Here is a 21755-nt window from a genome sequence, read left to right as displayed (position 1 = left end):
ATACCGGCTACCTCCCCTGCCCGCATTCCTTTGATGGCTCCGGCGCCACTGGCCGCTCATAACGATAATGCAGCGTTTTCAAGGCAGGCTCTCCTGCTTCATCAAACCCGTTGGCACCCGGCAGAGCAGACTGCAGCACAGCACCAGACAGGTTCTCCGCCACGCACTGCTGCAACCAGGCGTAATCTAGCCAGGGCGCATTAAGACAGATAAGCAACTCTGCCTCCGGCGCCAATAGTTTATGCAGCTTACGCAAGGTTTTCGGGTAATCCCTTGGCGCCATAAAGCTGCCCTTCTGAGCACTGGGCGGGTCAACGATGATGAGGTCATACGGCCCCAGGTTCTGGAGCTTTTTCCAACTACGGAAAATGTTGTGCGGCAGATAGTGCACGCGGGCGTCCTGGAAACCGTTTAGAGCGTGATTCTGCTTGCCCAACGTCAGCGCGGCATCGGATAAGTCGATATTGACCACGGACTGCGCCCCGCCTGCCAGTGCCGCCACAGAAAAACTGCAGGTAAAGCTAAACAGGTTAAGAACCTTTTTCCCCTCGGCGCGCTCACGCACCCAACACCGCCCTTGTGCCATATCCGCAAAGAAGCCCAGATTCTGACCACGCTGGAAATCCAGTTTGTAATCGAGCCCCTGCTCAGTCGCCACCGGCGTCTGGGGTAATGCACCACACACCACTGCATGATCGCTCTTACCGTCGTAACGGTGCTGAAACACCAGCACATCACAGCCCAACCCAGTGAGCGCCTCACGGAGGCAGGCTTCCAATGCCGCTAACACCGCGTCGTCCTGAGGCCGGAACAGCGTTGCCACCAACATTGGCGGGAAACAGTCCACTGTCAGCCATTCCAGCGGTGGCACGGTTTTGCCGCGGCCATGAAAAAGGCGAAGTTTTGTCTGGGACGAAGGAACCAGGTATGGGGAAAGCAGGTCTGACAAGGAGGACGAAAGCATAGGGATCAATACAGGCAGAAAGAGAGGCAGATAAGCGCTAATTATAGCCCAAGCCTTGAACCCTTTCGCCCCGCCCCCAATAAATGATTACCTATCTGATGGAGACAACCCACGATGATGCGCATCGCGCTTTATCTGCTCACTAACCTGGCGGTTATTGTGGTCGCCAGCATTACCCTTAGTCTGCTGGGCGTTAACAGCTATTTCGCGCAGAGCGGCGGCGGCCTGGACCTGACCAGCCTGCTTATTTTCAGCGCCGTATTCGGTTTCGCCGGTTCATTGATATCCCTGCTGATCTCCAAGCCCATGGCCAAATGGTCCACCAAGGCTAAGATCATCAAGGAACCCGGCAACCAGGCGGAACGCTGGTTACTCGATACGGTGAAAGAGCTGTCGGACAAGGCTGGCATCAAAATGCCGGAAGTGGCTATTTTCCCGGCCCAGCAATCCAATGCGTTTGCGACCGGCTGGAACAAGAATGATGCGCTGGTGGCGGTTTCCCAAGGGCTGCTGAGCCGTTTCCGCCCCGAGGAAGTTCGCGCGGTGTTGGCCCACGAAATCGGCCATGTGGCCAACGGCGACATGGTCACCCTCAGCCTGATTCAGGGCGTGGTAAATACCTTTGTGATATTCGCCGCCCGCGTGGTGGGCTATGTGATCGACAGCTTCCTGCGCCGCGACGGTGGCGGCGGCCTGGGCTTTGGTTATTACATTGTGGTGATCGTGGCGGAAATTATTTTCGGCATTGCCGCCAGCACCATCGTGATGAAGTTCTCCCGCTTCCGGGAATATCGGGCCGATGTGGCCGGGGCCCAACTGGCTGACCGCCGTGACATGATTTCTGCGCTGCAGCGCCTGAAAGCCGAGTCCAAGGTGCCCAACCAGATGCCCGACACCCTGGTAGCTTTCGGCATCAACTCCGGCGTCAAACAAGGCCTGAAAGCCCTGTTTTCCTCGCACCCGCCCCTGGATGACCGCATCGCGGCACTACAGGAAAAGCGCCACGGGTAATGGGTCGATTGAATGCGGGGAGTTCGCACCTGACGTTCACTAAAACCAAGACGAAAGAGGCCGCGCTCATGGCCATGGGCGCGGCCTCTTTATTGTCAGTTGATAACCCGGTCCATTGGCACAGGCCTCAATTATCCGCTCTTAACCCTTTCTCAAGCGTCAACAGCTTCTGTGCTCACTCGGTAAAGAATCTGATCCTCATACCCGGTAGTCACCGGCCATAAGCCACACAGCTGCTTGTCCAGATCCGGATCACCACTGTCCACCAGCAAGGGCCGCCCCTCCAGCGTTTCCAGTTTTGTACGGGTAGCCAGTATCTGAATATTCTCCTTACCCAGACGTCGAATCAGTGCAGGGCTGAATTGCTGGTTGCCGCGGCCAAACAGATGCCCCTGGCCGCCAATCACAGTAACCACCGCGTTGGCAGGCTCATCGCCTATGCGCTCCAGTAACTGTTGCGCCCCCAGATCGGCAGCAACCACTTCACCATTGCGAACCAGATCCACGCCCAGCAGCGTATTCTCCAGCCCCAACTGCTCCATCACCACGGCCACCGTGGAACCAGATCCCATCAAGTACCAAGTGTCGTCCTCCAGGCTATCCGCCACCCAGGCCGCCACTTCGGTAATCACCAGGTCTTCGACTTCCCGGCCGCCGCATTTTACCTGTTGCAGGTAACGGGCCTCTGCCGGTACTTGCAGTTCCCCATAGTGACGAGCCTTAACCACACCCTCACGAAACGCGGCTTCGTCGATATCACGCACTTCGGCACTTTCCAGCGCCACCAAACCGCCGCCGGCCAGTTCCGCCAGCAAGCTTCCCGCTGCCTCAGGGTTCACCGCATACACGGCAGAATGCATCTTGCAGCCAGCCGGCACGCCCAACACGGGCGTACCGAGGCCAATGGCATCCACCAGATCCCGGGCGGTGCCATCGCCCCCGGCAAACAGGATCAGCTCGGCCCCCGCCGCTTTCAAGGCGGCAGCAGCGGCACGGGTGTCATCCGGGTTGCTAGGCATGGGCGACTCGCCAATCACGGTGCAGGGCACATTCGCTGCTCGGCAACTGTTCTCGCCCATATCACCGCCCCAAGTCAAAACAGTCACATTGGAGACGGTGGACAGTGCTTTCAGTGCCCGGCTCATTCGGGCGGGTGCCTGGGGCTCAGCCCCGCGACGCAGGGCTTCATCACGGGTTTGCACCCCGTCGCTCCCCTTCAGGGCCACGCTGCCACCGAGCCCGGCATAAGGGTTGACCAACACACCGAGACAAAGACCTTGATCGACTTTCATAAAAGGGTCATATCCAGATACAAAAATGGCGTTGCTGTCACTGACAGTCGCTAAGTAAATTTAAAGGCCAACTGCACAGGCAGGGATGACACATGAACCTGAACAATACTTCTTCAGCATCGCCTTTCCATGGCGCAGCCATCATTGATGACGACGGCAGGGAAATCCCCATTACCGAAGACATGATCCAACGCGCCTGTGAGCACCTGGAAGATCAGTGGCAATACCCTACCGCGCAACACCATCGGGCTCAAAAAGTCGGCTAACCACAGCCGTCCAGGCGTCCGCCACAGGCCCGTCGTGCTGCCAGTGGTGCAATTCATGACGGACCGGATACTGTTTGCGCAGGCGATCAAACGCCGCATCAGGCGCAGCCTCATTCAAGCTGTCACCCAGCCGCCGGTAATCGTCTTTCAGCCGATAGGCCGTTTGCAGTAACGCCAACAGGTCCTCATTACTTGTCACTGGCTGGCGTAGCACCGAGGCATCTGCCCCACCGCTTTCTGTCACCGCTTCCCTGCCAGACCATTCGCACACCGCGTCGTAGAGCATGCGGGTTCCTTTGAGTTTGCCTTCCAGGCTGTAACCGGCAATGTGCGGGGATCCCATCAGGACCTGTTGATACAGTGTCGGCGGCACCGTCGGTTCGGTTTCCCATACATCCAGCACCGTTAACGGCCCTGTGTCGTCGGTAAGCTGCTGCGACAATGCCTCATTGTCGATCACCGGCCCACGGCAGGTATTGATCAGCATCTGCTCAGGCCCCAGCCGGGAGAGCCGGTCCGCATCCAGCAAATGCCGGGTGGCGTCATCGCCCGTCTGGGTCAGCGGCACATGCAAGGTGATGATATCCGCCTGGAGCAGCTGATCCAGCGGCGCCAGCGGCACCGGCCCCGCGTAACCGGCTCGCTCCAGCAGAGGGTCACAGCCCTGCACCGTCATGCCCAGTGCGTCCAGCCAATCCGCCACACGACGCCCCACATTGCCCAGGCCCACCACCGCCACACGGCTTTCCTGTGGGCTGCGGCCCTGGGCGGCGCACAGTAACAACACCGCCTGCAGCACATATTCCGCCACCGCGCGGGCGTTACAGCCCGGCGCATGAGCAAACTCGATATCCGCTTGCGCCAGATAAGCCAGATCCACGTGATCTGTCCCGATGGTGGCAGAGCCCACGAAGCGCACCCGTGAACCGGCCAGCAAGGTGGCATCGACGCGGGTGACGGACCGCACCAGCAGGATTTCGGCTTCGCCCAGCTGCTCCCGGGTCAGGGTGCGGCCGTCCACTCGCTCAACGGTAGCAAAGTCCTCAAAGGGCTCCAGGCCCGGCATATTGGCATCGGCAATAATGTGCATCGATATCCTTGGATCAACATCAGTCGTGGAGCAGGCTATTCCAGCTCCCGGCAGAGTATTGCGGCCGTATCGTTCACGGCCGAGAAATAGGAATGGCCAAACAGGTTGAAGTGATTCAGCCAGTGATACAGGTCATACACCGGCCATCGTGCCCGTTGCTCCGGCGTCGGCAAATGCCCTTGATAACCATCATAAAACGCTTGGGGCGGTCGGCCGAACAGGTTAAGCATGGCCAGGTCCACCTGCGGGTCGCCATAGTAACAGGCTGGATCAAAGAACACCGGCGCTCCACCACCAACCTGCCCCAGATTCCCGATCCAAAGATCACCATGCAGCAACACACTGGCAGGTTGCTGCGGCAACCAGCGCGGCAGATGTTCAATCACCCGGCGCACCGCTCGGCAGACTTGCGGAGGTAGCCCCTTCTGCTGCGCCCACTGCAACTGTGGGTGCAGCCGCTGACGGGCAAAAAAACGGGGCCAGTTGCTGTCGTCCGCATTATGCTGGGGCATGCCGCCGATAAAATTATCCGCCACACCGCCATAAACGGCGTGAGTCGCCTGAGAGTGCAATCTTGCCAGCGCCTTACCGGCGGCCTCCCAGCCGTCCAGACCTAATGGCTCCAGCGTCAGGGGTTCAAGAAACAACACCCCGCCCGTGTCGTCGGTAAACCGGCCCTGCACCCGAGGTACCGGCAGCCACTGCGCCAGTAACTGCAACCCCATCTCTTCCGCCGCCAGCAGCGCCGAATCCGGGTGTATTTTAACAAAACAGCGACCCCGCGAATGGGACAGCAAACCGCTACTGGCGGTATCCCCTCCCGCGCCGGGCTGATATTGCACCTGCAGGTTCCAGCCCTTGTCAGACAGCGCCCGGCTCAGCACTAGTGGCAAATTCGTATCATTGCTATCCATAAACTTGACTATAGAGGCCTCCGCCAGTGGTGCTAAGGGCCAATCATGACCGATGGTTACCCTTGATTTAAGCCGTTCTTCTGATTACAACTAAGCACTAAAGAATGCCGCGTTGCCGGCCCATAACAACAAAAGAAGCGATCGCCACCCCATGAAAGCATTTTTGCCCTTCTGCGGCGCCGTGTTAGTGAGCCTGTGTTCCATTGCCGGTGCGGCTGACGATGATGGTCTCTCCGAGCAAATTCGCCAACTCAAGAGCGAAGCCCTCAACCTGAACCGGGATCTCACCCTGCTGGAACAGGAGTTACTTTACGCCAGCCCCCAAACCAGCATTTTTGTCTCCGTCGACGTGGGCACACCGATTCGTCTGGTAGATATCAATTTGACCATCGACGGTGACCACGTTGGCTATCACTTCTACTCCGATCAGGAGTTCGAGGCGCTCACCAAGGGCGGTATTCAACGCTTGTATACCGGTAACCTGACCAGTGGCCGCCACGTCATGGAAGCCACCATTACCGGCTACGACCCTCTCGGCAAGGACTACCAGAAAACCACTCGCTACGACTTCACCAAGGGCCCCGGCCGAAAAATGGTGGAAATGCAGGTGGTCGATGACCTAAACAGCCAGCAGCACAAATTCGAATTCCGTGAATGGAATCAGCAATGACACACCCCAGGATGAAAGGGTGGCTGTTATATGCGCTGCTTGCCTTCAATCTATCGCCGGCCCAGGCCGCAAAGGTCGAATTCTTTGATGAGATAGACACCGGCCCACAGACCCTTGGCGAAGAGGAGCATCGTTACCTGGCGTTCGGTGAAGTCATGTATGACTACTATCGCGAGGACAACTTTGACGCCATCAACCTGCTGCTGACCAACCAACAGCAGCAGGTATTCAACGAAAACACCGATTACGCCGAGTTGGTCCTCGGGGACCTCTATGTCACCTACGGCCTGCCGGGTAAAGCCGAAGTCATTTTTAACCGGCTACTGGCCAAGGATATCCTCAGCCGTACCCGCGCCCAAACGTGGCTCCACAAGGCTGCCCTGCACTACCGTGAAGGCAACCATACCGATGCCGTCATGATCCTCGATGGCAAGAATGTGGAAGGGTTGGAACCCGCGAACGAAGCCCGCCGCCGACTGATGCTGGCCAATATCTTCATGGCCGAAGGCGACTTCACTGGCGCACTGGACTATCTCCACTCTGTGCCCCTCAACACTGACGAAGGCCGTTACGCCAGCTACAACATGGGCGTAGCACTAATCCGGGCTGGCCACCAGAACCAAGGGCTTCAGTTGCTCAAATCGCTTTTATCTGCCGGAGGCAGCAGCCAACAAGCGCTGGCACTGCGCGACCGAGCTGCGCTGGCATCTGGCCTGACAGAGCTGAAAGACGGCAAACTGGAAAACGCCCGTTCCGATCTGCGCCAGGTGCGCAGCGACGGACCTTTTTCCGAAGATGCCCTACTCGCCCTGGGCCTGGCGAACTACCGTGCAGGCGACGTAAAGCGTGCCCTGCCCCTGTGGCTGGAAGCCGTGCGCCGCAACAGTAGCCACCCGTCCGTGCAGGAAGCCCTGATGCTGGCGCCCCGTGCCTACGAAGAGCTAGGCGGCCTGCCCCAGGCCTTGTCTGGCTACCAGTATGCGGCCACTCAATACCGCGAGGCGCTCAAGGACATTCAACGCGCCATCGACAACATCGCCAAACCCGGCTGGTCTGAAGCCTTGCTGCCAGATGACGAAAACGCCGCCGGCATGCTCCCGGCCAACACCAATGACATGGCCAAAGGCGGCGAGCTGTCTTACTTGTACAAGCTGTTTTCCAGTAATCATTTCGCCCAACGTTTTGAGCATTACCGACAAATCCAGCAGATCAAAACCATGGTGGAGCACTGGCAGCAGTCATTGCCCGCCTTGCAGCAGAGCTACCAGCAACAACGTGATACGCTGAACCGCAACCTGCCGCATGTGCGCGGACAGGTCACCGGCTTGATGAGCAGGCAGGAAACCCTCAGTCTCGCCAGTGACACATTAGCTAACCGGATTCCCAACGACGTGGACATGGAAAAACCCGCCGACGTGGCCACCGCGGAACAGGCCATCATGTGGAAAAAAGTCGACGCCCTGGCCCATCAGTTCGGGCGTATCCCAGGTTCCGACCACGACAATGCCATTCGCCTGCGGCGGGTTCGCGGCCTGTTACTTTGGGATATTGCCCACCAGTCGGTGGAACAACGTGAGCAACAAGTGCAAGCTACTACCCAATTACGTGAAGGAAGCCAGGTACTGTCACAACGCATTGCGGCGATAAGCCAGCAAATCCGTGACGCCACCCTGCGCACCCGTGACGACGTAGGGCAACGCCTCGCGGCACAAGACCAGAAAATACAACAAATAAAACACCTGACAGAAGACACCCTGCTGGCCCTGGAGCAAAACATGCAGGCCGACGCCCTCGCCCTGCTGCACACCAACCAGCAAAAGCTGGCGGACCAGTTGGCCGAAGCACACCTGGCCATTGCCCGCCTGCAGGACTCGTCTGTTTCCGGTGAGAAAAACCAGAGGAAAGGATCGTGAACCGATTTCGCCTGCACAGTCTGGCTGCAGCGATGGTGGCCTTGGGGGGCTGCGCATCCGCACCGCCAAGTGGCACCCTGGAGCAACAGGCCCGTTTCGGGGGAACTACCCTGGCGGACCTGGAAAGCACAGACATTGTCATTGAAGAGCAGCAACTGGAAAGCGCGTCCACCCAGGATGCCCTGAACAGCTACCGTCAGGCAGCTGAACTGTTCGATGATCCGCAGCGCCGGGCCAAAACCCTGCGACGGATGGCCGATCTGGCGTTGTCCTCAGCCACTGAGCAGGACATGCAGATTGCCCAGCAGGAAGACGAACAGCTGGAGCAAAAAGTCGACCAGCTCGTCTACGACAACACGATGTCCCAGGTGAATACCACCGACGACACCGAGCGAAAACTGGCCCTGCTGGACTTGGCAGGCACCATGTCCCCCACGCTTACCGACGAGGATGTGGACTACAGCACGGCGATCCAGCTGTATCAGGAGCTTCTCAACAGCACCAACAATGCCAACGAACGTGCGGAAGCCTACTATTTGCTCTCCAAGGCCTACGCCATGGATGGGGACCTGGACAAGGCCCGCAGCAGCCTGGATTCCCTGGTAGAGCAATACCCCAACAGCGAATGGGCACTGGAATCCCAGTTCCGCCGCGGCGAAATGCTATTCTCCGAAGGTGATTACGAATACGCGGAAAAAGCCTACGCTGATGTCATTGAACGGGGCGAGCGCAACGAGTTCTATAACCAGGCGCTGTACAAACACGGCTGGAGTTACTACAAACTGGGCGAATACGAACGCGCCCAGGACAGCTTCTTTACCCTGCTGGACAACCTCAATGGCCAGTCTGTTCTGGCAGACAACACCAGCATGGAAAGCAAACTGTTCGGCGATACCCAACGGGTTGTCAGCCTTAGTTTCAGTAATCTGAACGGCGCCAAGTCCGTCAAAACGTGGTTTTCCCGCAACGGTAACCGGGATTACGAGCCGGATATTTACCGCAACCTGGGTGACGTTTACCTAAACCAGGAACGCTTTCGCGATGCGGCGGAAACCTACGACATGTTCGTTCAGGTCTATCCGGATTCTCGCCTGGCGCCGGAATTCTCTACCTTGCAGATCGAGTCTTACCAGAAAGGTGGCTTCCCGACCCTGGTACTGCCCGCTAAAGAAAAATTCATCGACCATTATGGGGTGAATAGCGAGTACTGGAATCGCCACCCGGATATCCGCCAGCAATATGTGGGCCTGCTCAAGGGGCACATCCTCGATCTGGCTGAATATCAGCACGTGCTCGCCCAAAAAAGCGGCAAGCCTGCGGATTACCAGGCACCGGCACGCTGGTATAAGGAATACTTGGATACGCCGCCCGTCAGCACCAACCAAGGTGACGTGAACCATCGCTACGCGGATGTGCTGTTCGCCGCCAATGACTATCCGGCAGCAATCAGCGAATTCGAACGTACCGCCTATGGCTACCCGGAATATACTACCAGTGGCGACGCTGCCTTCTCCGGTCTGGTTGCCTACCAAAAAGTACTCGATAGCGAGTTGGAGCCTGAACAGGAAACCCTGTGGCGCCAACAGAAAATCGCCAGCGCCCAGAAGTTTGGTCAACGCTTCCCGCAACACCCGCAAGCCGCCAACGTCTTGCACAACACCGCCGAGGACCAGCTGGCCCTGGGTGACGTGGAAGGCGCAGTAAAAACCGCCGGCATTCTGGTCAACCGCGACCCCGCCCCTGCACCGGAAATGCTCCGTTACGGCTGGGCCACCATCGCCAACGGTGAATTCGATCTGGGCCGCTTCAAAGTGTCCGAGATGGCCTACAATAAACTGCTGCTACAAGAACAAATACCGCCGGAACAGCTCGCCGAATACCGCGAAAAACTGGCACTCAGCATCTATCGCCAGGGCGAACAGCAACGGGACCAAGGCAGCCTGGATGTGGCAGCAGCCACCTTCCTGCGCGTTGGCCAAGCCGTACCCGAAGCAGCCGTGCGCAAAAATGCCGAGTTTGACGCCGCCACCCTGTTCATTCAGCAACAGCGTAGCGCCGATGCCATTCCGGTACTGGAAGCCTTCCGTCAGCGTTACCCGAATGACCCGCTCACCGATACCATCCCGGACAAACTGGCAGTGGCCTACGAACAGCAAGGCAACTACACCGCCGCCGCAGGCGAGCTAACCCTGATTGCCGCCAACCATAAAGGCGAAAACGATGAATTGGCCCGCCAGGCCATGTGGCGCGCAGCAGAAATGCAAGACCGGGCCGAGAAGCCGCAGGCGTCCATCGCACTCTACGAGCAGTACTTGCAGGAGTGGCCGCAGCCCTACGACTTCCGCTCTGAAGCGCAGTTCCGGCTGGTCGAGCTAAACCGAAAAACTGCCAACAGCGAACAGGAAACCTACTGGTTGAAGCAGCTGGTCACCAGCTACCAGGATGCCGGCAACAATGCCGACGACCGCGTCGCCTGGCTGGCCGCCTACGCCAGTTTCACCCTGGCGGAACCGAACTTTCAGGAGTTCAATCGCATCAAGCTTGAGCAGCCGCTGAAAACCTCCCTGGCAGCCAAGACCACGGTGATGAAAAAAGCCCTGGCGGATTACCAGGCCATTGCCCAGATCGGCGTCGCCGAATACGCCACCGCAGCCAACTACAAAATTGGCGAGATGTACCGCGTGCTGGCCAATGACCTGATCAATTCAGAGCGCCCCACCGGTATGGATGAGCTGGAGCTTGAGGAGTACACCATGCTGCTTGAAGACAAGGCCTTCCCCTACGAGGATCAGGCCATCGATATTCTTATCGCCAATGCCAACCTGGTCACCGATGACATCTATGATCAGTGGGTGAAAAAGAGCTTTACCGCGTTAGCAGAGCTGATTCCCGGCCGTTATGCGAAGTTTGAACAGGTTGAGAGCCATGTCGACATTATCTATTAACGCAACACGTAACACGCAGCACGCAACACGTGGCACTTGCCTCTTGCTTGTACTGCTATTCGCTGGCTGTGCCACCAACCAAGGTGGCGGACTGGACGGCATCGCTGAAGGCCATACCAGTAAATATGAGCAGCAAAAAAGTGGCGGCTCGGCGGCCAGCAGCGATGCCGTGCATATTCCACCAGTGCCCCACGACCCGAAAGTAGAAAAGATCGCACAGCAGGCCATGGGCGAATACGCCCGCGCCCTGCAAACCCGGATGGCAGGCAACAACAAACAGGCACTGGTCATGTTCCAGTCCCTGGCGGAACGCTATCCGCAGCTGTCCGGCCCACAACTCAACATCGGCCTGATACAGATGGAGCTGGAGGACTACGAAAAAGCTCAGGCGGCCTTTGAGCAGTCCTTGTCCATCAATGATGCCAACCCCTATGCCCACAATGGGCTTGCCCTGGCTCTTCGCGAGCAAGGCGAGTTCGATAAGGCCCGCATTCATTATGAACGCGCCTTGGTGCTCGACCCCAAGTATGCCCGTGCCCATTTCAACTTGGCCGTACTCGGTGAGCTCTACCTGCAGGATATGAACCTGGCGCTCAATCATTTTCGTGCCTATCAGAACCTGCAAAAACTGCCGGACGAAAACGTAGCCAACTGGATTGTCGATCTGGAACGTCGTGCGCCGGAACAGCCCAGCCAACCGGTGGCCGAGAACGGCTCTACCCTTAACCCCGGGGAGATGAACTGATGCGAAGCCTGTTGACCCTTGTTGCACTGCTGCTGGCCACTACCAGCCATGCAGCCGATGATTCAAGCGAACCCTCTACCAACGTGATCGGCACCCAGGAAGCGCCTACGGTACTGAACGTGGTGCCCTGGAAAGACCGAGAAGTAAAACTGGAAAAGAAAGATCCCACGTCATCACTACTCAATCGGGTGCTTGAGCCTCTGGACCAGGAAGTACTGATGCGTGAAATTGAGTACCACCAGTTGCTGACCCAGGAACCGGACAATGACGGCCTCTTTCTGGATTAAATAAAGACGGTAAATAGCATTAGCGTGCGTACACGCTTTTTTTCTGATAAAAACGAACACTTTGGGGAAAGGCGCCAGCACGTTCACATCAGCCAAACGTCGCGGCGCCCAACAATAACGCTAAACAGAAACATCGCAGGAGAAGTTCATGCCCACCACCGCCGCTGCCGCCCAAAACCTGGGTGTCATTGAGACCTCTATCAAATTTATTCAGGACGGCGGGTTCTTCATGTACCCCATTCTGATTGTATTGGCACTGGGTCTGGCCCTGTCTCTGGAGCGCATCATCTATCTCCAGGCCACCAAGGCAAAAAACCAGAAGACCTGGAAAGACGTTTACCCACTGATTGCCAAAGGCCAGTTCCGCCAGGCACTGGACGTAGTCAGCAACAGTAACACCGGTATGGCCAAGGTGATTGGCTATGGTCTGGAGCGGGCCAAATCCGCCAAACGCCACGATGATATCGAGCTGGCCATGGAAGAAGGCCTGATGGAAATCATCCCGCGTCTGGAAACCCGCACGCCCTATATCGCTACTTTTGCGAACATTGCCACCCTGCTCGGCCTGCTCGGTACCATTCTGGGCCTGATCAGCGCGTTTACCGCGGTTGCCAGTGCCGACCCGGCCCAGAAAGCCGATCTGCTGTCAGCCTCTATCTCTGTGGCCATGAACACCACCGCGTTCGGCCTTATCGCAGCGATCCCGATGCTATTGGCTTTTGCCTTTATCAATTCCATGACCGGCAAACTGGTCGACAGCATGGAAATGGCCTCGGTGAAATTCGTTAACGTATTCCGCCAGGTTTCTGCCCAGCAAGAGCGCAAGAACGACGGCCAATAAGCCGATTTCTTGTTTTCGCTAACCTGGTGTAAGGATCTGGTATGCGTTTTCGCAGACGACGTTCGCACGACACCGAGGTGGAACTGAACATCACTGCCTTTTTGAATTTGATGGTAGTGCTGATTCCCTTTCTGCTGATCAACGCGGTCTTCGCGCAGGTATCCATCCTGCAGCTCGACCTGCCCGCGGTGAATGACAGCAGTACGCCCTCGGAAGACGACGAAAAAGACAAGCTGGTGCTTGAAGTGCTGATTTATGGCAACCGCTATGAAGTGGTCGACCGTAATACCAGCGCGGTACTCAAAATTGTGAAAAGCGATGGCGAGAAACCCAATAGCACCGGCCTGCACGACTATCTTGTGCAAGTAAAAGAAAAGTTTCCCCAGGAAACCGCCATTACCCTGCTGTGCGAGGATGACACCCCCTACGAGGTGATGATCCAGACCATGGACGCTGTGCGTCTGTACAACAGCGAGGTCAACGGCCAAACCATCAAGAAAGAGCTGTTCCCGAGCATCAGCATCGGCTCAGCCCCCAAGGATCAAAGCGCCAACAACGCCGGCCAAGGAGGTGATGCATGAAGAAGTCATCCCGCGCCCGGCGTATGGCCCGGCACCACGGTAAGCACAAGGCCGTTGCCACGCTGAACCTGACATCGTTGATGGACATTTTCACCATTCTGCTGATCTTTCTGCTGGTGAATAACAACAATGCGGCCAAGTTGCCTGACAATCAGGATATCCAGTTACCGGAATCCATTGCCCAGGAATTGCCCACCGAGGTGCTGACCATTCAGGTAAGCCCCATGGACATCATTGTTGAAGGGCAGAAAATCGCCGATACCGAGTCGGTAAGAAACCAGGAAGAGCGCACTGTCGCCTCCCTGGTGGAAGAATTGAACTTCCGTGCCTCACAGGGGCTGGCGATCAGCCCGGACGAAGACCGGGAAATCATGATTCTCGCAGATCGCTCGGTGCCCTACTCGGTGATCAAGAAGCTGATGCGTAGCTGTATGGAAACCCCGTACACACAAGTCGCCTTCGCTGTGCTGAAAGTCGCAGAGGAGGAAGAGGAATGACGCAGAAAAACAATAACAAGCTGCGCATACTCATCGACGGGTCGCTGCCTTGGGACAAACAGGAGGGGGAAGACCGACGCCTCTATGGCATCGTGGTCGTTCTGCTGATTCTTTCTCTGCTGATTATGATCATGGTGAATGCGGTGACCATCGAGAAGCCGGACCGCCGTGAGCAGCAAAAAATTCCGGAGCGTCTTGCGCAACTGGTCATGGAGAAGAAAAAGGAACCACCACCGCCGGAGCCAGAACCGGAACCCGAGCCGGAAGAAAAAAAGGAAGATCCCAAGAAAGAGGAACCCAAATCGGATCCCAAGCCTGAGCCAAAACCCGAGCCCAAGCCCAAACCGGTACCGGAACCTCAGGAGCGCGAGCAGGCCCGTGAAAAAGCACAGGCCAAGCTGGAAGAGGACCTAGGGGATTCCCTAGCCGGGCTGGACGACATCGGCCCATTGGTGAACTCTGGCAGCGACCTGCGAACCGGCGGCAGCACCACTGCCAAGGCTGAGCGTGACTTGATCGGCACCCGGGCCGGCAGCGGTTCCGGCGGCGTGGCGGTAGCGCGTGCATCCAGCGGCGGCGGTGGCGGCGGTACGCTATCCTCCGGCACCGTGGGCAGTGGCGGCAAACAAGTGGACAGCAAGATTGCCCAGGCCGGTGAAGCCGCTAGCACCTCACGCAAAGGCAGCGACGGCAAGAGTCGCCGTACCCAGGAGCAATTACGCCGCGTATTCGACCGCTATGCAGGCAAGTTCAACAGCCAGTATCAGCGGGCATTACGCAGCAATCCTGCCCTGCAAGGTACCGTGGTACTTGCCCTGACCATCGCTCCCAGTGGTGACGTGCTGAACGTGAAGATTAAGTCCAGCCAGCTGGGTGACGACAAGCTTGAACGGCGGATCCTGTTGGTGGCCCGAAAAATGAACTTCGGCGCCATGAATGTGGAAACCTGGAAAGGCGATTACAAGCTGAACTTCTTCCCCAACTAAGAAGCGGCACGCAACACGCCGTATGCAACACGAAAAAGGCGGAAATGGACTAACACCCATTTCCGCCTTTTTTCTATCATCGCCATGTAGGTCGCATTTACCCAAGGGCACAGAGAGCCTGAAAGGCGTAATCCGACATCCGGCACGCAAAGCAACGCAAACGGCTTATTGTCGGCTTACGGCTACGCCTAAGTCGACCTACATGAACAAGCTGTTCTTGCCTATCGCTTCTTTCAGACAACGCAACGATAACGCACTATTGTGCCAATCGCGCTAACGCTTCGCGCAGAGCATCGGGAATCGCCACAGGCCGCCCTGTCGCTCGGCTCACAAACACATGCACAACAAAGCCCGTGGCCTTGGCAGGTCCGTCACTGCCGAATAGGGCCAGGCCATAGCGTACTGAGCTGTTCCCCAACTTATCCACCTTCATCCCCACCACCAGCGATTCCGGATAGGCTGCGGCTTCCAGGTAGTCACAACCGGAGCTGACCACATAGGCGATGTGCTCTCCTTCGTGGATATCCAGTCCGCCTTCGTCGACCAGGTACCGGTTGATGGTGGAATCAAAATAACTGTAATACACCACGTTGTTGATGTGGCCGTAGATATCGTTATCACTCCAGCGGCTATCCACCGAGCAGAGATAGCCGTATTCCTCACGCAGAGGGCGGCTTTGCTTGTCACTCATTCGTGTTATCCCCAGAAGGCCACAGCCCGTGTCGCGTGCTGCATATCACGTGTTGCGTCTCTTGAATCAATAAACTGTCTTATAAATATTCAGGGCATCCGCCTCCGTCACTTCACGGGGGTTATTCACCAGCAGTCGTTGCTGCAGCATGGCATCCGAGGCCAGCGTTTCCAGACTGTCCTCGGTGACCCCTGCATCGCGCAGGCGTACCGGCAGGCCTACCTCACGGATCAGCGACTCCAGCGCCGCGACCAATACTCCGGCGCCATCTTCATGGTCAGCAAAGGGGCGGTCACTGAGAATCGGCGCCAATTCAGCATAGAGCGGCGCCGCCTTGGGCAAATTAAAACGCAGCACTTCAGGCAACACCAGAGAGTTGCTCAAGCCATGGGGGATGTGAAAATGCCCTCCCAGAGGATAAGCCAGCGCATGAACAGCCGCTACCGGGGCATTAGCAAACGCCTGCCCCGCCATCATTGCGCCCAACAGACAGGCTTCACGGGCAACCAGATTGCTGCCCTCTTTCACCGCCGTGGCCAGGTTACCCCCCAACAAGCGAAGCGCTTCGCGGGCCAGCATGTCGGAATACGGATTTTTCTTGTGCGCACTGGTATACGCTTCGATGGCGTGCACCATGGCATCCACACCGGTGGCGGCCGTCACATGAGGCGGCAGGCCGAGGGTGAGTTCCGCATCCAGCACCGCCAAATCCGGCAGCAATGACGGCGCCACAACACCGGCCTTGGTGGTTGCCCCGGTGGTCACAATCGCCACCGAGGTAACTTCAGAGCCTGTGCCCGCGGTCGTGGGTACCTGCACCAGTGGCAAGCGTGGGCCCGTCGCCAGGCCAACGCCGTAGATATCCGACAATTGCTGGTTGGCCTTGGGATGAGACAACAAGGCAACCAGCTTGGCCACATCCATGGACGAGCCACCGCCAAAACCAATCACCAGGTCTGCTCCGGCGTCCTTGGCCTGGGCGGCTGCATCCAGCACGACCGAGTCGGCCGGGTCCGCACTCACCTTGTCGAAAATCGCCAACGGCATGTTCGCGCGGCGAAAGCTCTCTTCCACCGGCCCCAGCAAAGGAGTGCTGCGAATACCGGGATCGGTGACCAGCATGACCCGACTGGCACCCAGCTGTTGACACAATTCAGGCAGCCGGGCTGCGGCACCGGCTTCCACCAGCACGCGGTGCGTGGTGGCAAATTCAAACCCCACCATGGTGTCTCTCCATCGAAATTTGGAATGTAATTTTATGCTAGCACAGGTGGCGATGGGCAATGGCGCCAATCCCCGCAGGTTTTACGCCAACAGTATTTCTGTTTATTCATAAAAAACGCGCCCGAAGGCGCGTTCTGTGTCGTCGTGATGGACCCGATCAGCCGATAAAATAACTGCTCGCCTTGGCGTTGATCTGGTCACTGACATACTTGGCCAGCGCCTGCACCGTCCACTGCGGCGGCGCACTCATGGGCTCGGGAATCAGGCTCGCATCCGCTACAAACAGCCCGGCAGTGCCATGGACTTCCCCATTGGGCGCCACCACGGAATCATAGCTGTCAGCGCCCATACGACATGTACCATGAGGGCTGAAGCTGTTTGAGCGGAAGGTGTACATGCCCTTGATGCCATAATTCACTTCCGCCAGTTTCTCATCGAGACTGAAGACGGAATCCACTTCCAGGCTTTGGAAGGTGGGCATGAACACTTTCTCGGCGCCACCGGAAAAAAAGATTCGCGCAGCCAGCGCCGCTGAGGCTTTCATGTTTTCAAACTCTTCACGATTGGGATTCCAGTGAATAGTCTTGCCACCCGTATAGGCATCACCGTCCCACTGCACATAGCCACGACCCTGGTCAGTACTGAAAGCGTTCACCCCAGCGTAGTACTTGTAGTCCTTCATGAAATCGATATGCGCTTTGCCGGCTTTCATATCCCCTTGTGCCATCAAGGATTCTGGCTCGGCTAGGCCCGAAAAAATGGTGTAGCCGTCAGTACGGGTAAACTCATCTACCTGCACGCCCACCAGGGCACCACGAAAACCGTAAAGCGGTTCCTTGAATTTTCCCATCACCTGAGTAAATGGCTGGATAGACAAATTACGGCCCAGTTGCCCACTGCGATCTTTGATCTCACTTCGCTGCATGATCAGCGGGCTGTGAATCGCCCCCGCCGCCAACACGACCAGGTCCGCATCCACCTGCATGTCTGCCACATGGGCGCCGCTATCCGGGTCGGTCACGCGGGCTTCCACCCCACTGGCCCGACCATTTCGAGTTCGGACTTTTACCACTTCCGTATCTGAGAAAATGCGCGCGCCGTGGGCCGCTGCCCAGGGAAGATGGGTCACCAGGGAACTCATTTTGCGGTCCGACGGGCATCCCGCCAGACAATGCCCGGTGAGCGCACATTGCTTCACATTACGCTGCGCCGGTTTCCAGGAGAACTGCATCTTCTCACAACCCTGAATCACCTTGTGGGCGCAGGCATTGATTTCATGAGCTTCGTTGATATGAATCTGTAGTTGATCGGCCACCGTATCCAGGTAGGGCTTAAATTTTTCCGCAGACAAATTGTCCAGCCCGTACTTGCTGGCCCAACCATCCAGCACGTCATCACCGGGCTTCTCCATGACGCAGGCACCAATAACGGTGGAGCCGCCCACGCAGGCACCCTGGACAAAAATGATATCCGCGGTGGTGTTCACCTGGCCCACCTGATCCTGGTAGATCTTGGTCATGGTATCGCCCAGATGCTCGGTAAATTCCGAGCTGGGGTAATACCGCCCGGATTCCAGCACCAGTACATCGCGGCCGGCCTTGGCCATTTCATAAGCCACCATGGCGCCGGCTGCACCGGAGCCCACCACCACCACATCGGTTTTCAGTGTGAATCGCTTGCCCAGACTGGCATCCAGGGCCATATCTTTTGCTTGAGTGACCGGCACCCCGTCCCGGGGTATTCGTACAAACGCCATTATTATTCTCCGCCCTTACGCCCGTGGTAACGGGGCATTCCCCAATCGTCGTACACCCCACAACTCTGTCACCGGCCCGTGGTATTCAAGACCCGGCCAGGTTCGCTCATCACGCCAGTAGTTCAAGGCCACCAACGCTTTCAGGGTAGTCATCAGCCCGCGCTCGAAGAACGAGCCTTCCTGCATGGCGTTCACATAATCCAACGCCTTGTCATCGGACAAGCTGGTAAAGCGACTGAACTTGAAGCTAACCATGGGCCGGTTATTAAACACCCAGACGCCCAACCCCAGCAGTTCACGGGTTTGGGGGGGCATGCGCTGAGTCATGGCATCTACATTCTTCACCGTGGGAACCACATCGGTACTGGAAGGAAGGCCATATCGCTCGGCAGGGATCATCACCTCGGTCAGGCGGGTGATCACCTCAACTTCGTCGTTATTCAGACTATGATATTGGAGGGTTTGCGGTGCCTCACGGCGACCAAGCAGGCTGGAACAGCCGGTAGTGAACGCGGCCCCCGCCAGTACACTGGTGCGCAGGAACCCGCGGCGGCTCAGCGGCTCAAGACCAGCCAGAAAGCCGGGCAGCGGCGCACGGTTATTCTTCTTCATTCAGACCCTCTCCTGGGCAGGCCTGTTTTTGCTCAGGCCCTTGTTGTTATTGGTGGAGCGGTACTTGCCATCATTGTTATGCGTTGAGTCTATAACAAACCGTTACAAACGCCAAAACCACCAGAGCAACCGGGGGTGGGCGTTATGATCAAGAGTGAATACAGGGTTACGGGGGGTTGGCGTGCGGGCATCTTTGCCCGCTGCCATTACGCCATTTGCCGAGCGATACGGGTCGCCAGTGCATACACTGTGATTTGCGGGTTAACGATAATGGAGGTCGGTAACAGGCTGGCGTCAGCCACATATAATCCAGGCACATCGTGGCTTTGCCCATCGCTACCAACCACACTGTTATCAGGGTCTGCCCCCATCCGGCAGGTGCCTTGTGGGTGGTAACTGACCATGCGCAGGTGCTGCGGCAGGTTTTCCAGACTGTCGACCATAACGTCGATATCCGCCTCACTACGAATTACCCGGTTATCACTGGCCGGCACATAGACTTCCTCAGCGCCCGATGCCAGATGCAGGCGAGCCGCCGCCTTCAAGGCCCGCTGCATGGACGGAAAATCCATATCACTGAGCTGATAGTTGATCTTCTTGCGCTCCCCATCCCACTCGATGGTCCCCACATTATGATCGTGTATCAGGGTAACCAGCGCTCCCAGATGCTTGGCATCCTCCATGTAGTCCATGAAGGGTTTACCCGTGCCCGGTTCTGCCGTCATAGTCAGTTCCACCAAGCCGGCACCGCCATCTTCAAGAACAAAGCCCCCCTTGTCGGGATGCATAAACTCGTCCACATACACACCCAACATGGCGCCGCGCCAAGGGTAAACAGGTTCTGGGTAACGGGCCGTTACAAATAGCGACGGGTGGCAGGCAAAGTTCTGCCCCACTTGCCCCGACCGGTTCGCCAGCCCACTTTTCAGCAATAGCAGCGGACTTTGCACGGCGCCAGCGGCGACGATCACCCGAGGTGCGGTTACAGTCATGCGTGCTGCAACGGAACCGTCACGGTGAGTGACAGTCGCTTCAACACCGCTTGCCTTACCGTTTTCGGTGAGAATCTTCTCAACCCGTGTATCCGCGTAAATTTGTGCGCCATGGGCAGTGGCCCAGGGCAGATACGTGACTAGCATGGACTGCTTGCGCTCAGTCTTGCAGCCGGACAGACAGTGCCCGGTAAGACCACATTCGCGGATATTGCGCTGCAACGGCTTCACCGACCACCCCAGGCTATTGGCACCGCTTCGAATCAAGCGCCCGTGACGAGGGATCTCATGTTCACCGTTTTCGTGAACCGCCAAATTCTTTTCCACTTCATCGAAGTACGGGGTCAATTCCGCTGTCGTCAGGTCATCCAGACCAAAATCCCGCTGCCAATCCTGGAGAATGAAATCCGGGGTGCGGAAACACACACAACCATTCACCACCGTGGACCCCCCCACACAAGCGCCCTGCAATACCAGCAGATCGCCACTGGTATTGGCCTGCCCACCGTGGTCCTGGTACAAGGTGTCCAGGCTTTCGGTGAAACGTTCGGTAAAGTCTTTAGAAGGCACATAGGCACCCGCTTCCAGAACAACAACCTTAAAGCCGCGCCGGGCCAGCTCATAGGCACTAACCGCACCACCCGCGCCCGAGCCGACAATCACCACATCCGCATGAAGATCGATGTGCTCATTAGCCACATCACTGGCTTGGTGCACAGCAAGCCCTTGGGCCTGCCAGCCGGGCTTGTCTGACATTGTGGTTGTTATCGTGTCACTCATGCCTGCCCCTCCGGCTGCTTAGCTCGCAGCTCATCATTTTCCGGTAGCGGTGCATTGCCCAAATAGGCAAGCCCCCACTTATCACTAACCGGGCCATCGAAATCCACCGGCGCCCAAGTGGTCGGTTCCTGCCAGTAGGCACTGTAGGTGAGCTGCTTGATCACCGTGGCCAAGGTGCGCTGAATCACGCTGGCACGGCCCCAGCTATCAAAATAGGCCCGCGCCTCCTCGTCGGATAAATCCACAAACCGACGGCCATGGCTGAGCACTGCTGCGTTATCGAACAATCCCAGACCAGTGCCCATTTCCTTGCGCGTGGCCGGGTCCAGGTTATTCAACAATGCCTGAACATTACGCACCACTGGCACCTGGTCACTGGGGGTCAGCGCGGTGCCTTCCACCGGTAACAACACCTGGCGGGCACGATCAAAAAGGTGATATTCCGCAGCGGAAAGCCCGGTGGCCCACGCCGGCGCAGGCTGGTTGTCCAGCGGGGAGCGGCGCAGAAAGGCAAAACCGCCGGCGGCCACGGCAGCGACACCGGCGGAACCCAGCAGGCTCCATTTCAGAAAGCGCCGTCGGGCCATGCCCTGCTGCCAGATTGCCGCCACGTTGGGGGCGGAATGGGGGCTTTTCATGGTCTATCCTCAACACAAACAAGTCAGTGATGAAGCTACTGAAAAGCCCCTATGAAAACA

The 21755-nt window shown here is 57.4% G+C and carries 21 protein-coding genes; 11 read left to right on the top strand and 10 right to left on the bottom strand.

From position 1 onward, the window contains the following. Positions 1–7: 7 nt before the first annotated feature. The gene (locus tag ABNH18_RS07890) at positions 8–964 is read right to left on the bottom strand and encodes a class I SAM-dependent methyltransferase (protein ID WP_349382293.1); all 957 of its coding nucleotides are present in this window, start codon (positions 962–964) and stop codon (positions 8–10) included. Between the two features lie 114 nt (positions 965–1078). Between ABNH18_RS07890 and htpX the strand changes: the two genes are divergently transcribed. After that, positions 1079–1975 carry a protease HtpX gene (htpX, locus tag ABNH18_RS07885; protein ID WP_349382292.1) on the top strand — a complete coding sequence of 299 codons (897 nt, stop codon included), beginning with the start codon at positions 1079–1081 and terminating at the stop codon, positions 1973–1975. A gap of 152 nt (positions 1976–2127) precedes the next feature. Here the strand turns inward: htpX and ABNH18_RS07880 are convergent, their stop codons facing one another. Continuing rightward, positions 2128–3267 (bottom strand): ATP-NAD kinase family protein, encoded by a 1140-nt coding sequence (locus tag ABNH18_RS07880; protein WP_349382291.1) that lies wholly within the window; start codon positions 3265–3267, stop codon positions 2128–2130. Between the two features lie 92 nt (positions 3268–3359). Between ABNH18_RS07880 and ABNH18_RS07875 the strand changes: the two genes are divergently transcribed. Next, the gene (locus ABNH18_RS07875; RefSeq protein WP_349382290.1) at positions 3360–3533 is read left to right on the top strand and encodes a PA1571 family protein; all 174 of its coding nucleotides are present in this window, start codon (positions 3360–3362) and stop codon (positions 3531–3533) included. Here the strand turns inward: ABNH18_RS07875 and ABNH18_RS07870 are convergent. Both ABNH18_RS07870 and ABNH18_RS07865 read right to left on the bottom strand, forming a co-directional pair. Further along, positions 3496–4623, bottom strand: coding sequence for a 4-phosphoerythronate dehydrogenase (locus ABNH18_RS07870; protein ID WP_349382289.1), 1128 nt, complete (start codon positions 4621–4623; stop codon positions 3496–3498). The genes ABNH18_RS07875 and ABNH18_RS07870 overlap by 38 nt on opposite strands. Before the next feature lie 35 nt (positions 4624–4658). Next, a complete protein-coding gene (locus ABNH18_RS07865; RefSeq protein ID WP_349382288.1) occupies positions 4659–5537 on the bottom strand; it encodes a fructosamine kinase family protein in 879 nt (292 codons plus the stop codon). A 151-nt stretch (positions 5538–5688) separates the two neighbouring features. Between ABNH18_RS07865 and ABNH18_RS07860 the strand changes: the two genes are divergently transcribed. From ABNH18_RS07860 to ABNH18_RS07820, 9 genes are all read left to right on the top strand, one after another. After that, positions 5689–6207, top strand: coding sequence for a hypothetical protein (locus tag ABNH18_RS07860; RefSeq protein ID WP_349382287.1), 519 nt, complete (start codon positions 5689–5691; stop codon positions 6205–6207). Further along, on the top strand, positions 6204–8120 hold the full coding sequence (locus ABNH18_RS07855) for a tetratricopeptide repeat protein (protein ID WP_349382286.1): 1917 nt from the start codon (positions 6204–6206) through the stop codon (positions 8118–8120). Before ABNH18_RS07860 ends, ABNH18_RS07855 begins: the two co-directional genes overlap by 4 nt. After that, the gene (locus ABNH18_RS07850; RefSeq protein WP_349382285.1) at positions 8117–11065 is read left to right on the top strand and encodes a tetratricopeptide repeat protein; all 2949 of its coding nucleotides are present in this window, start codon (positions 8117–8119) and stop codon (positions 11063–11065) included. The genes ABNH18_RS07855 and ABNH18_RS07850 overlap by 4 nt, the downstream gene beginning before the upstream one ends. Positions 11066–11108: 43 nt before the next feature. After that, positions 11109–11810, top strand: coding sequence for a tetratricopeptide repeat protein (locus ABNH18_RS07845; protein WP_349382284.1), 702 nt, complete (start codon positions 11109–11111; stop codon positions 11808–11810). After that, positions 11810–12097, top strand: coding sequence for a hypothetical protein (locus ABNH18_RS07840; RefSeq protein WP_349382283.1), 288 nt, complete (start codon positions 11810–11812; stop codon positions 12095–12097). The genes ABNH18_RS07845 and ABNH18_RS07840 overlap by 1 nt, the downstream gene beginning before the upstream one ends. A gap of 148 nt (positions 12098–12245) precedes the next feature. Beyond that, on the top strand, positions 12246–12938 hold the full coding sequence (locus ABNH18_RS07835; RefSeq protein WP_007151030.1) for a MotA/TolQ/ExbB proton channel family protein: 693 nt from the start codon (positions 12246–12248) through the stop codon (positions 12936–12938). A gap of 41 nt (positions 12939–12979) precedes the next feature. Beyond that, positions 12980–13519, top strand: a complete 540-nt coding sequence (locus ABNH18_RS07830; protein WP_349382282.1) for an ExbD/TolR family protein — start codon at positions 12980–12982, stop codon at positions 13517–13519. Next, the gene (locus tag ABNH18_RS07825) at positions 13516–14016 is read left to right on the top strand and encodes an ExbD/TolR family protein (protein ID WP_349382281.1); all 501 of its coding nucleotides are present in this window, start codon (positions 13516–13518) and stop codon (positions 14014–14016) included. Before ABNH18_RS07830 ends, ABNH18_RS07825 begins: the two co-directional genes overlap by 4 nt. Further along, positions 14013–15002, top strand: a complete 990-nt coding sequence (locus tag ABNH18_RS07820) for an AgmX/PglI C-terminal domain-containing protein (protein WP_349382280.1) — start codon at positions 14013–14015, stop codon at positions 15000–15002. The genes ABNH18_RS07825 and ABNH18_RS07820 overlap by 4 nt, the downstream gene beginning before the upstream one ends. A gap of 256 nt (positions 15003–15258) precedes the next feature. Here ABNH18_RS07820 and ABNH18_RS07815 read toward each other — a convergent pair whose 3' ends face one another. From ABNH18_RS07815 to ABNH18_RS07790, 6 genes are all read right to left on the bottom strand, one after another. Continuing rightward, positions 15259–15693 carry an acyl-CoA thioesterase gene (locus ABNH18_RS07815; RefSeq protein WP_349382279.1) on the bottom strand — a complete coding sequence of 145 codons (435 nt, stop codon included), beginning with the start codon at positions 15691–15693 and terminating at the stop codon, positions 15259–15261. Positions 15694–15759: 66 nt separating this feature from the next. Beyond that, the gene (locus ABNH18_RS07810) at positions 15760–16917 is read right to left on the bottom strand and encodes an iron-containing alcohol dehydrogenase (RefSeq protein WP_349382278.1); all 1158 of its coding nucleotides are present in this window, start codon (positions 16915–16917) and stop codon (positions 15760–15762) included. Between the two features lie 157 nt (positions 16918–17074). Further along, complete coding sequence (locus ABNH18_RS07805; protein ID WP_349382277.1) at positions 17075–18673, bottom strand: FAD-dependent oxidoreductase; 1599 nt, start codon at positions 18671–18673, stop codon at positions 17075–17077. A 15-nt stretch (positions 18674–18688) separates the two neighbouring features. Then, on the bottom strand, positions 18689–19285 hold the full coding sequence (locus tag ABNH18_RS07800; RefSeq protein ID WP_349382276.1) for a transcriptional initiation protein Tat: 597 nt from the start codon (positions 19283–19285) through the stop codon (positions 18689–18691). 206 nt (positions 19286–19491) lie between these two features. After that, the gene (locus ABNH18_RS07795) at positions 19492–21057 is read right to left on the bottom strand and encodes an FAD-dependent oxidoreductase (protein WP_349382275.1); all 1566 of its coding nucleotides are present in this window, start codon (positions 21055–21057) and stop codon (positions 19492–19494) included. Continuing rightward, positions 21054–21695, bottom strand: a complete 642-nt coding sequence (locus ABNH18_RS07790) for a gluconate 2-dehydrogenase subunit 3 family protein (protein ID WP_349382274.1) — start codon at positions 21693–21695, stop codon at positions 21054–21056. Before ABNH18_RS07790 ends, ABNH18_RS07795 begins: the two co-directional genes overlap by 4 nt. Between the last annotated feature and the right edge of the window lie 60 nt (positions 21696–21755).

Source organism: Alcanivorax sp. (genome assembly GCF_040118815.1).
Taxonomy (GTDB): Bacteria; Pseudomonadota; Gammaproteobacteria; order Pseudomonadales; family Alcanivoracaceae; genus Alcanivorax.
The sequence above is the reverse complement of the archived record's forward strand: the minus strand, read 5'-3'. Positions and strand labels throughout refer to the sequence as shown.

What these genes read in the sequence shown, in the direction of transcription:
- ABNH18_RS07890 (WP_349382293.1), bottom strand. Translation starts at nt 964, where the DNA reads ATGCTTTCGTCCTCCTTGTCAGACCTGCTTTCCCCATACCTGGTTCCT.
- htpX (WP_349382292.1), top strand. Translation starts at nt 1,079, where the DNA reads ATGATGCGCATCGCGCTTTATCTGCTCACTAACCTGGCGGTTATTGTG.
- ABNH18_RS07880 (WP_349382291.1), bottom strand. Translation starts at nt 3,267, where the DNA reads ATGAAAGTCGATCAAGGTCTTTGTCTCGGTGTGTTGGTCAACCCTTAT.
- ABNH18_RS07875 (WP_349382290.1), top strand. Translation starts at nt 3,360, where the DNA reads ATGAACCTGAACAATACTTCTTCAGCATCGCCTTTCCATGGCGCAGCC.
- ABNH18_RS07870 (WP_349382289.1), bottom strand. Translation starts at nt 4,623, where the DNA reads ATGCACATTATTGCCGATGCCAATATGCCGGGCCTGGAGCCCTTTGAG.
- ABNH18_RS07865 (WP_349382288.1), bottom strand. Translation starts at nt 5,537, where the DNA reads ATGGATAGCAATGATACGAATTTGCCACTAGTGCTGAGCCGGGCGCTG.
- ABNH18_RS07860 (WP_349382287.1), top strand. Translation starts at nt 5,689, where the DNA reads ATGAAAGCATTTTTGCCCTTCTGCGGCGCCGTGTTAGTGAGCCTGTGT.
- ABNH18_RS07855 (WP_349382286.1), top strand. Translation starts at nt 6,204, where the DNA reads ATGACACACCCCAGGATGAAAGGGTGGCTGTTATATGCGCTGCTTGCC.
- ABNH18_RS07840 (WP_349382283.1), top strand. Translation starts at nt 11,810, where the DNA reads ATGCGAAGCCTGTTGACCCTTGTTGCACTGCTGCTGGCCACTACCAGC.
- ABNH18_RS07835 (WP_007151030.1), top strand. Translation starts at nt 12,246, where the DNA reads ATGCCCACCACCGCCGCTGCCGCCCAAAACCTGGGTGTCATTGAGACC.
- ABNH18_RS07830 (WP_349382282.1), top strand. Translation starts at nt 12,980, where the DNA reads ATGCGTTTTCGCAGACGACGTTCGCACGACACCGAGGTGGAACTGAAC.
- ABNH18_RS07825 (WP_349382281.1), top strand. Translation starts at nt 13,516, where the DNA reads ATGAAGAAGTCATCCCGCGCCCGGCGTATGGCCCGGCACCACGGTAAG.
- ABNH18_RS07820 (WP_349382280.1), top strand. Translation starts at nt 14,013, where the DNA reads ATGACGCAGAAAAACAATAACAAGCTGCGCATACTCATCGACGGGTCG.
- ABNH18_RS07815 (WP_349382279.1), bottom strand. Translation starts at nt 15,693, where the DNA reads ATGAGTGACAAGCAAAGCCGCCCTCTGCGTGAGGAATACGGCTATCTC.
- ABNH18_RS07810 (WP_349382278.1), bottom strand. Translation starts at nt 16,917, where the DNA reads ATGGTGGGGTTTGAATTTGCCACCACGCACCGCGTGCTGGTGGAAGCC.
- ABNH18_RS07805 (WP_349382277.1), bottom strand. Translation starts at nt 18,673, where the DNA reads ATGGCGTTTGTACGAATACCCCGGGACGGGGTGCCGGTCACTCAAGCA.
- ABNH18_RS07800 (WP_349382276.1), bottom strand. Translation starts at nt 19,285, where the DNA reads ATGAAGAAGAATAACCGTGCGCCGCTGCCCGGCTTTCTGGCTGGTCTT.
- ABNH18_RS07795 (WP_349382275.1), bottom strand. Translation starts at nt 21,057, where the DNA reads ATGAGTGACACGATAACAACCACAATGTCAGACAAGCCCGGCTGGCAG.
- ABNH18_RS07790 (WP_349382274.1), bottom strand. Translation starts at nt 21,695, where the DNA reads ATGAAAAGCCCCCATTCCGCCCCCAACGTGGCGGCAATCTGGCAGCAG.